The following is a 15,047-nucleotide window of genomic DNA, read 5'->3' as shown; positions in this document are numbered from 1 at the left end:
GAACGACCGGCGTGCCGCCCCACGACTTGAGGACAGGGGAGGGCCACCGGTGCGAAGCGCGGTACGGTCTCCGCAGTCGTCCGGTGCCTGTCCTGGCCCTTTGCGATCCGAAGGGCCGCGGGGGCGCCGTTGCACCACCTTGATCAAGCTACGAGGTTGCCTGAATGTTCTCTCGTTTCCAACCGTCGGCCGTCTCATGTGCCGTCCCACGTGTCGGCCTGGCGGCCGCCATCGGTCTTGCCTTTTGTCTGTCCGCCCATGCCGGGGAAAGCGCCGAAAGGGGCAGCACCGTGTGGTCCAACTTTGGTGTCGCGAGCTCGCACGCCGTCCCGGCGGCGACCGACCAAGTGATCGTGAAGTACAAATCGACCGCTGCCAGACGTCTGCAGTCATCGGCGCTGCGCGGCATGAACAGCAGCGCAGCGGCCTCGCGACTCGGCGTCGCGGTGACCGCGCAACGCCAGCTGACGACGCAGGCCGATGTGCTGCGCCTGTCGCGGCGCGTGTCGCTGGAGGAGGCCCGCGCGCTGGCCGAGGGCATCGCGGCCGACGATCCCAACGTGGAATACGCCGAGCCGGACCGCATGCTGCAGATCCAGGCCACGCCGACCGACACACGCTACGGCGAGCAGTGGCACTACTTCGAAACCACCGGTGGTCTGAACCTGCCCCCGGCCTGGGACAGCGCCACCGGGGCCGGCGTGGTGGTCGCGGTCATCGACACCGGCTACCGCCCGCATGCCGACTTGCGCGCCAACCTGCTGCCCGGCTATGACTTCATCAGCGATGCCGAGACCGGCAACGATGGCGGGGGACGCGACAGCGACGCCAGCGATCCGGGCGACGGCTTCTCCGCCGGGGAGTGCGGGCAATCGCGGGGCCAATCCAGCAGCTGGCATGGCACCCACGTGGCCGGGACCATTGCCGCGGCCGCCAACGGCACCGGCGTGGTGGGTGTGGCCTACAACGCCAAGGTGGTGCCGGTGCGGGTGCTGGGCAAGTGCGGCGGCTACACCTCCGACATCGCGCAAGGCATCATCTGGGCCTCCGGCGGCAGCGTGAGCGGCGTGCCGGCCAATGCCAACCCGGCGCGCGTGATCAATCTCTCGCTCGGCGGCGGCGGCAGCTGCGACCGCACCACGCAGGACGCGATCAACCAGGCACGCAGCCGCAAGACCGTGGTGGTGGTGGCGGCGGGCAACTCCTCCTCCGACGCCAGCGGCTTCACGCCGGCCAATTGCAGCGGCGTGATCACCGTGGCGGCCACCAACCGCAGCGGCGGCCGCAGCTACTACTCCAACTATGGCTCGGTGGTCGAGCTGGCGGCCCCCGGCGGGGAGACCAGCCGCAGCGACAGCAACGGCATCCTGTCCACGCTCAACGCCGGGCAGGGCGGCCCGGGGGCGGACAGCTTCGGTTTCTACCAGGGCACCTCGATGGCGGCGCCTCACGTGGCGGGCGCCGCCGCGCTGGTGCTGCAGGCCAACGCTGCGCTGACGCCCGATCAGGTCGCCGGCGTGCTGGCCGACACCGCGCGGCGCTTTCCGGGCTCTTGCTCGGGCTGCGGCCGGGGTATCGTGGACGCCGCTGCAGCGGTGGCGGCGGCGGGCGGAGACGGCGGTGGCGGCGGCGGCGACATCGTCGAGGCCGAGCCCAACAACCGGCTGTCGCAGGCGCAGGTCATTGCCGAGAGCGGCAGCACCGTGCAGGGAAGCATGGGCAGCAGCAGCGACCGCGATTACTTCCGGGTGGCGGTTGGCGCGGGGCGCACCCTGTCGGTGGCGCTGTCGCCCAACAGCAGCGCGGACTATGACCTTTACGTCTACAACGCCAGCGGCGCGCGGGTCGGGCGCAGCGAGCGGCCGACCGGCCAACGCGACACGGTGACGGTGAATGCCCCGGCGGCCGGCGGCACCTACTACATCGAGGTCCGCTACTACTCGGGCAGCACCGGGGTTCAGGGCGTCTACAGCCTGGAAGCCGGCTTCTGAGTCCGGCCGCGTTCCCCGGACCGACCCGCACGGAGTGTGACCCGGGACGTGGTCCGAGGCAGGGCAGGCGCGCAGGGGCGCGCCTGCCTGAAGCGATGCGCTCGATCAGCCAGGAGCGCGTTTATATCGAGAATCAATGAGGCCGGGTAAGCATTTCCCTGACCGTCTCGCCAGCCCATCAGCCGTCGATTCAATTGACATTCGCCGCGGCAAAACACGCTGAATCGTGAATACGCCGGCGCTCGGCTGCAGCTCGCCACAAATCGCACGAAATAGCCTCCGGAGCGACGCGCGCCCCTCAATCCCTGGTATCGGAATGCCGATGATTTCGCCTGAAGCTCCGGCGGCGCATGCAGCCGCTGCGGGCGACATGGGCGCGGCTGCCGCTCGTGCTGCAGTCAAATCGATATCAAGGTCTCAAATGAATATCGCAAACCTGAAGATAGGTTCCCGGTTGGCGCTGGCCTTCTCGGTCGTTATCGCGCTGTTGCTGTTGACGCTCGCCGTGGGCGTTTCAGTGGTGAACCGCCTCGGCACCGTCATGGACAGCGTGGTGGATGATCGCTATGCCCAGATCGCGATGAGCAACACGATCAAGTCCGTGGGCGACAAGGGCATGATCATCATCGGCCGCCTTCTGCTGGCGACGACGCCCGAGCAGACGAAAAAGTACAACGACGACTACGCCGCTGTGCGCGCTGCCAACACGGAGAACCTGGCCAAGTTCGAGAAGATGCTCAACTCGCCGGAAAGCAAGGCGATCTTCGAAGAGCAGACCAAAGCCCGCAAGGAGTATGGCGTTCTCGTGCGCAAGGTCTTCGACCTGATGGCCAAGGGCCAGCGCGACGAGGCGATGGCGGTCTACCAGAATGACATGCCGGGACCGCAGGCGAAGTACTACGCGCTGATCGACAAGATGGTCGATCTGCAAACCAAGAGCATGGCCGACGACGTCGCCGGTGCCCGGGAGAGCTCGCGCCTCGCGAAGATCCAGATGATCGCGGCATCGCTCGTGGCAATGCTGCTCGGCGCGGCGACGGCTTACTACATCACCCGGTCCATCACCCGTCCGATCCAGCGCGCCATCGATCTGGCCGAATCGGTCGCTGCCGGCAACCTGACCCATCAGGTGCAGGTCGAGAACAAGGACGAAGTCGGCCGCCTGATCAATGCCCTGCAGCACATGGTGCAGAGCCTGCACCGCATCGTCTCCCAGGTGCGTGTCGGCTCGGACACCATCGCCAGCGCGGCCCACGAAGTGTCGCAAGGCAACCTGGACCTGTCGGCGCGGACCGAGCAGCAAGCGAGCGCGCTGGAGGAAACCGCGTCCGCGATGGAGCAGCTGACCTCGGCCGTCAAGCTCAGTGCCGACGGTGCGACCGAGGCCAGCAAGTCGGCGGTTGCGGCGTCGAAGATCGCCGCCGAGGGCGGCCAGGTGGTGGGGCAGGTGATCGACACGATGGGTTCGATCGCCACCTCGTCCAAGCGTATCGTCGAAATCATCGACGTGATCGACGGCATCGCCTTCCAGACCAACATCCTGGCCTTGAACGCCGCGGTCGAGGCGGCTCGCGCCGGCGAGCAGGGCCGCGGCTTCGCGGTGGTGGCCGGTGAAGTTCGCAGCCTCGCCCAGCGCAGCGCACAGGCGGCCAAGGAGATCAAGTCGCTGATCGACGCCTCGGTCGAACAGGTCGACCAGGGAAGCAAGATGGTCGAGCAGGCCGGCGCAACGATGAATCAGGTCGTGACCAGCATCGCGCAGGTCAGCAGCATCGTGGCCGAGATCAGTGCCTCCAGCCGCGAGCAGAGCATGGGCATCGAACAGGTCAACGCGGCGATCCTCCAGATGGACGACTCGACGCAGAAGAACGCTGCGATGGTGGAACAGAGCACCGCATCGGCGCATGCGATGAATGAGCAGGCCAAGCAGCTGACCGACGTGGTGCGGGCCTTCTCGCTCTGAGCGCCTCTTGCGGCCGCAGAGATGCGGCTGCCCCGTGCAACGCAAGGCGAGACACGGTCGGCGATGCCCGCCGCGCCGACTCGCCCTTCCAGGCCAGGCCATGCCGCCCGCAGGGATGCGTACGGCCTGAATTCCGGTGATTGCCATGACGCAGCGGCGCGGTAGAGGCGCGGCTGCGTCATGGAGCGTTTCGACTTCACATTCCTCACGGTCAAAGAGACCTATGTCAACAGATACGCTTTTCGCGGACGCGGCACAGCAAAGTGGCCGGTCCCAGATCCAACTCGATTCCGACGCACCCGGCGTCCTCACCGCCGCCGCTGGCGGGCCGGGCGACGTCGAGCGCTTCATCGACGCTCATCGGCGCGAAGGCCACCGCTTTGCGGCACTCGACCCGACGGGTGAGGCAAAGCCGCTGGACCCGCAGCTGATTTCGCCGGCGCGATTCGGACTTTCGCCCACGGATACCCTGACGGGCGACGGCCAGGCGTGGCTCGGCGCCCGCCGAGTCGGCGAACTGGACCGGCGGCTGAAGGCCGCGTACTGCGGCGCCCTCGCGCTGGATGCCTCCGCGGTGCGGGACGAGGACCGCTGTGCCTGGCTCTACGCCAGGATGGAGTCGGCGTACACGCCGGCGCAGGCCGACGGACAAGGGCTGCTGGACCGCCTGATCCACGCCCAGGCTTGGGAGCAACACGTGGCGGAGCGCTTTCCTGACGCGAAGCGCTTCTCGCTGGAGGGATGCGAGGCGCTGGTGCCGCTGCTCGACGCCTTGATCGAAGAGGCCGCCGCGCACGGGCTGAGCGAGATCTTCATGGGCATGCCGCATCGCGGACGGGTCAATGTGCTGGTCAACGTATTGGGCCTGCCGCCGGCGCAGATCCTCGACTACTTCGACCCCGCCTCACCCCATCCGGAAATGCACTCCGACCTGGTGTACCACCTGGGCGCTTCCCGGACGGTGAGCACGAAGCAGGGCGACATTTCGGTCACGCTGGCCCACAACCCCTCGCACCTGCAGAGCGTCTACCCCGTCGTGACCGGCATGACACACGCCAGCCGGGCGCTGCAGAGGTCCGACAAGCGCGGCCAGGCGCTGGCCCTGGTGCTGCATGGCGACGCCGCCTTCGCCGGCCAGGGGGTCGTGATGGAGACGCTGGCACTGAGCCAGAAGCCGGGCTACTCGGTCGGCGGCACGGTCCATGTGATCATCAACAACCAGGTCGGTTTCACCGAACTCAACCTGATGAACGCGGCCCAGGCCCGCTACTGCACGGACGTGACGCGGATGATCGATGCGCCCATCCTGCGCGTCAATGCCGATGCCCCGGAGCAATTGCTGCGTGCCGCCGCGATCGCACTCGACTACCGCATGAGCTTCGGGAGCGACGTGGTCATCGACCTGATCGGCTACCGCCGCCTCGGGCATTCCGAGCACGACCTGCCCAAGCTCACCAATCCCGTCGGCTACGCGGCGACCGATCTCAAGCCCACCGTCGTCGAGGTGTATGGCTCGGCGCTGGTCTCTGCCGGCCTGGCGTCGCAAGCCGAGATGGCGGCCTATATCGCTTCGCGCCGCTCGGCCGCGACCGCGACCTTCAGCGACACGAGCAGGCGTTTCCACGAGGCCGCACCGTCCGACACCTTCCCCGTGCCGCCGGCTGTGCCGTTCACGCAGGCCGCGCTCGGCGCGGCGGTCGCCGCGATGACACAGCTGCCCAAGGGTTTCGAGCCGCACGAGCACATCCAGGCCCTCATCGAGCGCTGGCAGCGTGTGGCGAGCGGCGAAACCAACGCTGCGGACTGGTGTTTCGCCGAGAACATGGCGTATGCCTCCGTGCTGAGCGCGGGCGTCGACGTGCGTATCTCCGGGCTGGATGTCCGACGCGGAACCTTCATGCACCGGCACGCCGCATGGCACAACCAGGCCTCGCAGCATGCCGGGCAGGAAGACCTCATCCCGCTGCGGCAACTGGGCGCCCCGGGGCGTTTCGACGTGGTCAATTCGGTGCTCTCGGAAGAGGCCGTGGTGGGCTTCGAGTATGGCTACAGCCTGCAGGCCTCGCGCGGCCTGACGGTCTGGGAAGCCCAGTTCGGCGACTTTGTCAACGGTGCCCAGGTCTACCTGGACCAGTACATCAGCGCCGGCGAGGAGAAGTGGGGCGCTCGCTCGGCCCTGGCCATGCTCTTGCCGCATGGGCACGAAGGTGTCGGCCCGGAGCATTCGAATGCCCATCTGGGCCGTTTCCTGTCGCTGTGCGGCGGCGACAACCTGCGGGTGGCCTATCCGTCGACCTCGGCGCAGCTGTTCCACCTGTTGCGCCGGCAGGCCTTCTGCGAGGTGCGCAAGCCGCTGGTCGTCATGACGCCGAAGGTCAAGCTCTACAAGGAGCCCGGCTCCCATTCGCCGGTCGAGCAGCTGCTGGCCGGCGAGTTCCAGCCGGTGCTGGACGACAGCGAGATCAGTTCTCCTTCGGAGGTGACGCGCCTGGTGCTGTGCAGCGGCAAGCTGTACTACCAGCTGCAGCGCGCCCGCCTGCAGCACGCCCTGGCCGATGTGGCCCTGGTGCGTGTGGAGGAGCTGTATCCCTTCCCGACGGCCGTGCTGGCCCGCGTGCTCGAGCGCTACCCCCGCCTGCGGACCCTGGTGTGGGCGCAAGAGGAGAACCTGCATCACGGAGCCTGGTCGTTCGTGCGTGACGATCTCAACGAGGCGTGCCCGCATGGCGTCGAGCTGCGCTGCGTGTCGCGGCCGAACACGGCGTCGGGCGCGACGTCCTCCTATGCGGTCCATCACCGGCAGGAGCGCGAGCTGGTGGCCGAGGCGATGGGGCTGTCCACAGCAAGGCGTTGAAGGGCCGATGCGCCTGGTCTGATGCACCGCGACAAAACGCCCGACCGGCCCGGTCGGGCGTTTTTGTTTCTGCCTGACAGACCGGCCGATCTGTGCGGGCAGAAGGCAAGGCGCTACGAAACGCGGCTCAACTGCCCCGTCTTGTCCAGACGATAGCGGGCAAAGTCCTCAGCCAGGAACAAGCTGCCCTGGTAGTGCTCCCTTGCCTCTCTCCGCAGGTCTTCGATCGAAGGTGACTGGCTCGCATCCGACCCATAGCGGGCGCTGAAATGCGTCAGCAGCAGATGCGGCAGACCGACCGATTGCGCGAAGCGGGCGACCGAGGCTGCCGCGCTGTGGCCCATGCCAGCGCCCACCTTGCTGGCGGTGTCGCTGGTATAGGTCGATTCATGCACGAGAACCTGAGCTTCGCGGCAGGCTTCGGTCAGCAGCTCGGGACGGTCGTTGTCTCCGCCGACCACGATGCGTCTCGGCTTGTGGGGATAGCAGACATAGTCGCTGCTCTTCAGCAGCTTTCCTGCATGGACCACGTCCATGCCTTTTTTCAGCTGCCCCCAGAGTGGCCCCTGGGGAATGCCTTGCAGCGTCAGCCTTTCGGTGTCGAGTTTGGGCTCGAGCGTCGCTTCGCTGAAGCTGTATCCGAAGGACGGCACGCGATGGGACAGCGGAACCGCTGTGACGACCCAGTTGTTGTTCTTCCAGCCTGTCAGTGATTCGGTGGCCAGGAACTGCAACTCGAAAGGCAGATGCAGCCGGGTCAGCTCTCGGGTCGACGCCATCCAGCCCGCTATCCCCGTTGGCGCGATGATCTGCAGCGGCTTCCTGCGGCCCGACATCCCCGCGCTAGCGAGGAGTCCCGGCAGGCCATAACAATGGTCGCCATGGACGTGGGTGATGAAGATGGCCTGCAGGTCGTTCAGCGACAGCCGGGTATGCAGCAGCTGGTGCTGCGTGGCTTCGCCGCAATCCACCAGGTACCAGGCGCGGCAGGTGTCCTCGATCAGGGCGAGCCCGGTGACGTTGCGCACTTTGGTCGGCGTACCGGATGAGGTGCCGAGGAACAGCAAGTCCATGCGTTTCCCCGTTCTTTACTTGCGCAACGGGGGCACGACCGGGATGACACGCGGTTCGACACGTCGTTCGGTGCGCGCTTCCTCGGACAGCCAAGGTCCGAGCGGCAGCAGCCGCGTGCTCACCTTGCCCTGGAGGACCGGATGTTTCTTCTCCGCCACCGCAATGTCCAGTTCGCGGCGGTCCCTCACCTCGGGGTAGCCGTCCACGGGTGCCCAGCCTCCCAGCCCGACGCTCGCCATGCGGATGTTCATGTGGAGGTTGCCGAGGTAGAGCACCTCGCCGGCGCTCACTTCGAAGCTCAGGGGCGGCGGAGGCGGTTGGGGTGTCACAAAGGACTGGGTGCGGCCCCCCACCACGTTCCAGGCGTCGATCTGGTGCTGGCCGGGAGGCAGTGTCAGAACATAGACGCGACCGTACAGATCATCGAAGTCGCTGGGCAGCGGGATCGTCAGTGCCGTTTCCTTGGAGTGCAGGGTGGTGCGCGTCTCCGGCTTGGAGCGGTCGAAAAAGAAGCTGACATCGGCCCAGGACCCCGCGTCTTCACTGTGGGTGGCGGACAGGATCACCACCGCCTTGCCGGCCAGCGCGCCGGCCTCTGCGGGCGGTGCCAGCGAGGGGCCGGCACAGGCACTCAACAAGGCCGCCAGAGCGGCGACCCACAGCAGCCCGAGGTATCGAATCTTCATGAGCAAACAGACAAAGGCAGAGTTTCGAGGAAGCGGGCCGACATTCGGCTGCCACAGGGCGGATTGTAAGAACCCGAAGCGTCATGCCGCCGAGGACCGCCGTCCTGCGGGCGGCGGCGCAAGCGGGCCGCCACCCCCCGACAAGGGGATGGCGGGACCCGGCGGCGGGCGTATACCGATGAATCACCGGGCGCCCTGGGACGAGATCGGTCGTGTGGCGCCCGGTCCACCGTCTCTCAAGGAGCGCAAAGTGAACACCCATGTTCCCGTCTTCAGGATTGCACGCAGGCTGCAGGCTGGCCTGATCGCCCTGACCTGCGCCTTCGCTGGCGCACCCGCGGCGGGGGCGCCGATGACCGTCGACTATTCGATCTCGACCAGGGAGCACATCCGGCTGCACCACGGGCAGTACATTTCCTTGTGGGTCGACGAAACGCCGTATCCGATCTCGGTGAGCTTCGACGACACCGTGGCCTCGGTGCTGGAGGCGCAGAGCCAGAGCCGGACCTATGAGATCGGTGCCCCCGGGACGACGGTTGACCAGCCCTTCTTCACGGTCCAGGAGGGGACCGTCCACAGCAGCACCCGCGTCACTCAGGACTGGTCGGGCGCCGAGCTGCTCACCACCTTCACGCAGGAAGTCGTTTTCGACGCGTTGCCGAGCGGCGAGATCCAAGGCCACCGGTCCTACTTCCTGTCCCTCCAGTTTCGTTCACCGTGGGAGGCGCCCCCCCTGCTGACCTCGGAAAGCCTGCGGCAGTACTTCACGGAACAAGTCGGCTCGCCCGTTGAAGTCGGCAGCTTCTCGCACCGGACCTGGGGAGGCTACGAGGACTACCTGATGTGGGATGAGAGCTTTTCGGGGGCGGTCGTCAAGGTCATCGGCGTGCACGCGGTGCCGGAGCCGGGCACGGTCGCCTTGTGTCTCGGGGGCCTGTCGCTGCTGGTGGCCGTTCGCAGGCGCCGCCTGGGGCGAGCGAGCTGACCATCGGCCCCTGCGCCGGCCCCTCAAGTTCCGCGAAATCCAGCCGATATCGCCGTGACGCCTTGCTGCAAGGCATACGAAAAGGGACCCCCGGGAGCGCAGCCATGACCGATACGCTGGTGGTCAACGAACACTATTTGAACCGCGTCGTCGCGGTCGCCGAGACGGCCGGCGTCGAAGCCGCCGAAGACATCCTGACCGGCAACGGCATCAAGCTCGTCGCCAAGGGCACGCGCATCGACGCGAAGGCGAAGGAGCGCCTGCTGCAGCACAAGCTGCGTAAACCGCTGGAATCATCGGTCCGGGTGGTCGACGGTGTCGCCTCGCAGCCGCTCGACAAAGTGGCCGAAACCTTGCTGGACAAGCACCGGCTGCTGGCCGGCGTGTGCGGCGGCGCGACCGCCCGCCGGGTCACCACCGCCTTGCGTGAGCTGCGCCTGGCGCCCTCGACGGAATCGATGCTCACCGTCTACGCGGCGCAAGGGCCGCACAAGCTGGAGCACGCGGTCGGCGTCAGCCTGCTCGGTGCGGCGATGTACCACGACCTGCCGGAGGGGGGCAGCAAGGGTCTGCAGACGCTGATGATGGCCGGCCTGCTGCACGATGTCGGCGAGCTCTACATCGATCCAGTCATCCTGAACGCCCGGTCCCGGCTCACGGCGGAACAGTGGAAGCACATCGCGACGCACCCCATCGTGGCCGCGCATCTGTTGCGCGACATGCCGGGTGCCGGAGCGCAGGTGGCCGAGGCGGTGCTGCACCACCATGAGCGGCTTGACGGCTTCGGCTACCCGCAGGGGCTGCGCGGTGCACAGCTGCCGGTGTCGGGACAGGTCCTGGCGCTGGCCGAGATGCTGATGGGCCTGATCGAATCGGGGCGCAGCCCCGGCGAGCGGGCCGGCGTCGCCGTCAAGCTCATTCCCGGCGAATTCAACCGCCACCTGCTGGCCCGGGTGGCGCAGGCCATCCGGATGTCGGTCACCTCGACCGCCGGGCAGGAGCGTCCGCCGACGCCGGGTGACACGGCGGCACTGGCAGCGCGGGTGTCGACGCTCGACGCCACGCTGCAGCGGATGCGCCTCGTGGAAGACAGCGTCGAGGAGCGGGTCCGCACAGGCAGCCCGGCGCTCAAGGAGCTGATGCAGCACACGGTGGAACGGGGCCGGCGCATCCGGCTGGCGTTTTCCAGCACCGGTCTCAACACCCTGGATCCGCAGGAGCTGCGCGAACGCCTGTCGGCGATGGAAGCGCAGGTCCACTTCGAAGTGGACATCGTCCTGCGGGAGATCGAGTGGCGCATGCACGAAGTGAAGCGGGAGACGCGGATCCGGATGCAGCGCTTGCCGCCGGCCGACGCCGCGCTGGTCCGCCAGTTCATCGAGGAGAGCAAGGACGCCGCGCGCTCGGCCTTGCACGAGGTGTCGGAGCCGGTGTCGGAGAACCGGCCTGCGCCGTTTCTCACTTGACCTCGATGACGACCAGTTCCAGCGCGGACGCAGCGAGGTTGTGAATGATCTCGACACCCGTGCCGTCCATCGCGCGAAGATCGCCCCGCCGGACATGGCGTCTCTGCTCGAGACCACCGCGGGTCTCGATCGCGTAGTCGCCATCGGTCATGACGACAAAAAGACGCCCTCCCTGGAACCGCACCGGCGACGCAGCCCTTCGTGCGCCGACCACGAGCCTCCAGACACGAACCCGGTCGTTGTCGATGAGGACCGAGCCATCGTCATCGAGGGTGTCAAGAGCAGGCCCGTCGGGACGGCGGGGCGTGAGGACTTCGATGTCCAGGATCCTGAACCGGGTCGTGTCCGCATTGCGGATCTTGTGGACAAACGGCTTCTGCGCGTAGGCCCTGTAATAGATGTCGCCCGTCGGTATCGGGGGACGCACTTGCAGCGGCTTCCCCGGTTCCTCCGAGGGCACGTCGGCCCCCTCCAGGCACAGCAGGACACTGTCCTTTTCGTGCCGATGCCAGAGGGACACCGCGCCCGGCGGGAAGATCGCGTCGAATACCCTCAGCGTGCTGGTCGACAACACCAGGTGATGGCCGGGTTCATGGTCGATGGCGACCACCGGCTCGCGGTCCGAAGGCTCTTCCGCCAAGACAGCTGTCGAGAAGAGCCCTGCGCAGACGACGCAGTGCAGGATCAGGGAGGCTGCGCTCCTTGGAAAACGAATCTCGGGCATCAAAGACATCCTCATGGGCCAGACCAACTCCTGGGCGCTCAAGTGCTGCTCGCAAACGACGCCCTCGCGTTGACCATCGCATCCAGCCACTGCCTCAGCTCGTCCCAAAAAAGTCCGCCGAGTTGTGGCCGGAAGTAGTCGAAGTGGAAGTTGCCACCTCGACCCGCGGAGGTGGCGCGGACCTTCTTCACCTCGAGGCGGGCGCCGAACTCGGCCGCGAGCCACGTTGCGGCAGCTTCCGTGACCGCCTTGTCGTCGTCGAACGTCAGGCAAACAGCCGGCGCCCGCAAGGAGTCGAAGCCGGGACAGCGAGGCAGGGCGTCACGCACATAGCCCGGCCGGCGACACGAGGCGGCCCAGTCGAGGTCGACCCCCTTGGGGATGTCGCCGAGGAGTCGGAGACGGCGCCCAGGGAAGTAGCCGAACAGCCGGGCCAGCAAAGGAAGCGTCACGTACCAGAAACTCATGCGGCCTATCTTGCGGTGCCCCCAGGGCACGTGGCCCCAGTAGCCCGATCCGCTGCTGATGATCACCAGGCCGGCGACGCGCCCGAGTGCGGGGGCCAGGCTCATCACGGTGCCGCCGAAACTGTGCGCCAGCGCGAGCACCGGAAGCCCCGGGTGCGCCTGCTCGCACCAGGACACCACCGCCTCGAAGTCGCCCTCGCTCCACGTCCTCAAGCCGATCTGACGTCGCTGCTGACGCGTGACCTGCGAATCGAACATCCCGCTGTAGTCGTAGGTCAGGACCTGGTAGCCCTTGCTGGCGAGCCAGGACGCCAGCCGTCCATAAAAGCGCCGCGGCACCGCGATGGCTCCACTGAGGACGACACAGGCCTTCACGGGCGCCCCACCCTTGGGTGAATACAGCGTGCTTGCCAGCGAGACGTCACCGCTCGGAATGCGGATCTCTGCCTCGTCGCTTGCCGCGGGACCGTCTGTCGATCTCGCTTGCGCCTGCTCCCTCGCCTTCATTCGGTACCTCGTCGTTCCGGTGCTCGATGGACATAAGATGTAGTGCCAGCGACGCGCGGGATCAAGGTTCGTGTTGAGAGGGCCATCTTCGGTGGCTCATGAGGATCTCGTCGGCGATGTCCGGTTCCAAGGTCGCGCAGATCCAGCTCGCTGCCTCAGGCTGCGAAACAGGCCGGCGCTGGCGTCAGGGCCCCGGCAAATCCCGGTGGCGACCAAGCCGGTGACGAGCAGCATCGCTGCGGTGTGAACGGCGACCGCCGCGAGCGCCAGCGCCAGCGAGCCGGACGAGGTGATCTCCCGGGCCGGAGCGTCGCTGATGCAGAGCGGGATCAGCGCCGGCACCAGCATCCATCCGGCACCGTGCACGGTGGACATCATGAAGGACCAGAGCGCCAGCCCGGCCTGTCCGGCCTGCGCCCGTCCGGCGCTGCGGCCCGCCCGGTGAACGACCGCGACGACGGCCAGCAGCCCGAGCGCCAGGCCCTGCATCACGATGCGATCCATCGACAGGCCGAGCGCCATCGTGGCGGCCACCAGCGCGACCGATGTCGAGTGACCGATCGCGATCGGTATCAAGGCCCGCAGTGCCTGCGACCGATCGCGCGAATGCAGGCCCCAGGCGGCGGCGAACATCCAGCCGGTGGCAGGGTTCAGCCCGTGGAGGGCGCCGGCCCCCGCAAGCGCCAGCCATGGCCAAAGGCTGGTCATGACACCTGAGCCCGCTCAGACCACCCGCTCTTCAGCCCTGCCTCTGGCAGCAGGAAGAGGCCGTCGGCGCTGCCTTCGAGGCGGGTGCCGGCGCGTAGCAGTCATGGTGGCGCACCCATTCCATCGTGTGTTCGAGGCCGTCCTCGTCGCGCCCCTTGGGTGCGATGTCCAGGATGCTGTACGCGCCCATCATCAGCTCCACGCCGCGCCCGTAGGTCGAATAGGTGTGGAAGACCTGGCCCGCGTCGTCCTTGTAGAACACGCTGATGCCCGGTGCCTCTTCCACCGGGAAGGGCTGCATCTCGTAGTTGTAGTCAACCTCGCCCCGGGCTGTTTCGTCCGGGGTGAAGCTGACCCCGAAGTCGTGGTTGAAGTCGCTGCCATACGAGGACACCCATTTGAACCGCCAGCCCATGCGCTGGCGAAAACGCTCGATGTCGACCAGCGGCGCCCGCGAGACGACCAGCAGGGTGAGGTCGCGCTGCGCCAGGTGCACGTTTGCGCCGTCGATGTGATCGGCCATGAAGGAACAGCTCTTGCAGCCTTGCTCCCAACCCGGGGCGAACATGAAATGCTGCACGACCAGTTGGCGGCGGCCATCGAACAGGTCGGCGAGCGTGCGTGGGCCCTCCGGAGCATCGAAGACATAGTTCTTCTCGATGTGTACCCACGGCAGTGCGCGGCGCTCGCGGGCGAGCTGGTCGCGCAGGCGCGTCAGTTCCTTTTCGTGCGCCAGCAGCTTCTTGCGCTCGGCCACCCACCGGTCGCTGGACACGACCGGATGGTCCACGGTGCTCGATGTGTCAATGGCGGTGTGCATGGCATGCTCCTTGGCTCGAAGAGCCGTTCGCGTTGTGTCGATGCGCCGCGCCGTCAGGGCTGGCGCGCCTGTCTCCGGCCGGCCGATCACGATCCGGCTCTGCCCGGGCGTCGCACGGCACGCACCTTTCCGCTCGCTCCGCCGCCGCAGTAAAGCAGCTCAGCGCCATCGGATTCGAGGCCGCTGACCCCGGTGCCGCTCGGCATCGTCAGCTGCTCGAGCACCGCGCCGTTCTCGGGGTCGATCCGGCGGATGTCGCTCTCGTCCCCTTCCCAGGTTCCATGCCACAACTCGCCGTCCACCCAGGTCACGCCGGTGACGAAGCGGGTGGACTCGATGGTGCGCAGGACCGTGCCGGTCTCGGGATCGATCTGGTGGATCCTGCGATCGCGGTACTGCCCCACCCACAGGCTGCCCTCGGCCCAGGCGAGCCCCGAGTCGCTGCCGCGGCCCGGTGCCGGGATCGAGGCCACCACCTCGCCGCTGGCGGGATCGATCTTGTCGATGCGGGCCTCGGCGATCTGATAGAGGTAGGTGCCGTCGAAGGCCGTGCCGGCGTCGCAGGCGCAATCGAGCGAGCCGGTGAGCTCGCCGCTCTCGGGGTCGAAGGCGACCAGCCGGACCCCGGTCGCGGCCCAGACACGGCGTCCGTCGTGGGTGACGCCGTGCACGCGGCCGGCGCTTTCGAAGGGGCCGTACTCGCGCACGATCTCGGCGGCACGGACAAGCGGCTGGGGAGTGTTTTTGTCGGTCTTGCGGGTCATCGCCTGGTTCCTTTCGGCGCACCTGCAATCGGGGGCCG

At 67.3% G+C, this 15,047-nt stretch carries 12 protein-coding genes; 5 read left to right on the top strand and 7 right to left on the bottom strand.

Annotated elements, in window-relative coordinates; translation table 11 throughout:
• The first annotated feature begins 290 nt into the window (after positions 1-290).
• From OOT46_RS20105 to OOT46_RS20095, 3 genes are all read left to right on the top strand, one after another.
• Positions 291-1,991: a S8 family peptidase gene (locus OOT46_RS20105; RefSeq protein ID WP_265405411.1), complete on the top strand. Its 1,701-nt coding sequence runs from the start codon at positions 291-293 to the stop codon at positions 1,989-1,991.
• A 421-nt stretch (positions 1,992-2,412) separates the two neighbouring features.
• A complete protein-coding gene (locus OOT46_RS20100; protein WP_265405410.1) occupies positions 2,413-3,954 on the top strand; it encodes a methyl-accepting chemotaxis protein in 1,542 nt (513 codons plus the stop codon).
• 223 nt (positions 3,955-4,177) lie between these two features.
• A complete protein-coding gene (locus tag OOT46_RS20095) occupies positions 4,178-6,808 on the top strand; it encodes a 2-oxoglutarate dehydrogenase E1 component (RefSeq protein ID WP_265405409.1) in 2,631 nt (876 codons plus the stop codon).
• Positions 6,809-6,921: 113 nt separating this feature from the next.
• Here OOT46_RS20095 and OOT46_RS20090 read toward each other — a convergent pair whose 3' ends face one another.
• Both OOT46_RS20090 and OOT46_RS20085 read right to left on the bottom strand, forming a co-directional pair.
• On the bottom strand, positions 6,922-7,881 hold the full coding sequence (locus OOT46_RS20090; RefSeq protein ID WP_265405408.1) for a ribonuclease Z: 960 nt from the start codon (positions 7,879-7,881) through the stop codon (positions 6,922-6,924).
• 15 nt (positions 7,882-7,896) lie between these two features.
• Complete coding sequence (locus OOT46_RS20085; RefSeq protein ID WP_265405407.1) at positions 7,897-8,568, bottom strand: hypothetical protein; 672 nt, start codon at positions 8,566-8,568, stop codon at positions 7,897-7,899.
• Positions 8,569-8,818: 250 nt separating this feature from the next.
• On the opposite strand from OOT46_RS20085, the gene OOT46_RS20080 reads away from it, so the two are divergent.
• Both OOT46_RS20080 and OOT46_RS20075 read left to right on the top strand, forming a co-directional pair.
• A complete protein-coding gene (locus OOT46_RS20080) occupies positions 8,819-9,553 on the top strand; it encodes a PEP-CTERM sorting domain-containing protein (protein ID WP_265405406.1) in 735 nt (244 codons plus the stop codon).
• 104 nt (positions 9,554-9,657) lie between these two features.
• Positions 9,658-11,019, top strand: a complete 1,362-nt coding sequence (locus OOT46_RS20075; protein WP_265405405.1) for an HD-GYP domain-containing protein — start codon at positions 9,658-9,660, stop codon at positions 11,017-11,019.
• Here OOT46_RS20075 and OOT46_RS20070 read toward each other — a convergent pair.
• The 5 genes from OOT46_RS20070 to OOT46_RS20050 all read right to left on the bottom strand — a co-directional run bounded on the left by OOT46_RS20070 (position 11,012) and on the right by OOT46_RS20050 (position 15,009).
• Entirely contained in the window at positions 11,012-11,743 is a 732-nt protein-coding gene (locus OOT46_RS20070) for a hypothetical protein (RefSeq protein ID WP_265405404.1), read from the bottom strand. The two genes, OOT46_RS20075 and OOT46_RS20070, sit on opposite strands and share 8 nt — an antisense overlap.
• A gap of 38 nt (positions 11,744-11,781) precedes the next feature.
• Positions 11,782-12,717: an alpha/beta fold hydrolase gene (locus OOT46_RS20065; protein WP_265405403.1), complete on the bottom strand. Its 936-nt coding sequence runs from the start codon at positions 12,715-12,717 to the stop codon at positions 11,782-11,784.
• A gap of 96 nt (positions 12,718-12,813) precedes the next feature.
• On the bottom strand, positions 12,814-13,425 hold the full coding sequence (locus OOT46_RS20060) for a hypothetical protein (protein WP_265405402.1): 612 nt from the start codon (positions 13,423-13,425) through the stop codon (positions 12,814-12,816).
• Positions 13,426-13,456: 31 nt separating this feature from the next.
• Entirely contained in the window at positions 13,457-14,245 is a 789-nt protein-coding gene (locus OOT46_RS20055) for a DUF899 domain-containing protein (RefSeq protein ID WP_265405401.1), read from the bottom strand.
• An 86-nt stretch (positions 14,246-14,331) separates the two neighbouring features.
• Positions 14,332-15,009 carry a hypothetical protein gene (locus OOT46_RS20050; protein WP_265405400.1) on the bottom strand — a complete coding sequence of 226 codons (678 nt, stop codon included), beginning with the start codon at positions 15,007-15,009 and terminating at the stop codon, positions 14,332-14,334.
• Between the last annotated feature and the right edge of the window lie 38 nt (positions 15,010-15,047).

The organism is Aquabacterium sp. A7-Y (assembly GCF_026153205.1).
Lineage (GTDB): Bacteria > Pseudomonadota > Gammaproteobacteria > Burkholderiales > Burkholderiaceae_C > Caldimonas.
Note: the sequence above shows the minus strand (reverse complement) of the source record. Positions and strands in the feature narration are given on the sequence as shown.

Coding starts and splice junctions, on each gene's coding strand:
- OOT46_RS20100 (WP_265405410.1), top strand. CDS start 2,413: ATGAATATCGCAAACCTGAAGATAGGTTCCCGGTTGGCGCTGGCCTTC.
- OOT46_RS20095 (WP_265405409.1), top strand. CDS start 4,178: ATGTCAACAGATACGCTTTTCGCGGACGCGGCACAGCAAAGTGGCCGG.
- OOT46_RS20090 (WP_265405408.1), bottom strand. CDS start 7,881: ATGGACTTGCTGTTCCTCGGCACCTCATCCGGTACGCCGACCAAAGTG.
- OOT46_RS20085 (WP_265405407.1), bottom strand. CDS start 8,568: ATGAAGATTCGATACCTCGGGCTGCTGTGGGTCGCCGCTCTGGCGGCC.
- OOT46_RS20075 (WP_265405405.1), top strand. CDS start 9,658: ATGACCGATACGCTGGTGGTCAACGAACACTATTTGAACCGCGTCGTC.
- OOT46_RS20070 (WP_265405404.1), bottom strand. CDS start 11,743: ATGCCCGAGATTCGTTTTCCAAGGAGCGCAGCCTCCCTGATCCTGCAC.
- OOT46_RS20065 (WP_265405403.1), bottom strand. CDS start 12,717: ATGAAGGCGAGGGAGCAGGCGCAAGCGAGATCGACAGACGGTCCCGCG.
- OOT46_RS20060 (WP_265405402.1), bottom strand. CDS start 13,425: ATGACCAGCCTTTGGCCATGGCTGGCGCTTGCGGGGGCCGGCGCCCTC.
- OOT46_RS20055 (WP_265405401.1), bottom strand. CDS start 14,245: ATGCACACCGCCATTGACACATCGAGCACCGTGGACCATCCGGTCGTG.
- OOT46_RS20050 (WP_265405400.1), bottom strand. CDS start 15,009: ATGACCCGCAAGACCGACAAAAACACTCCCCAGCCGCTTGTCCGTGCC.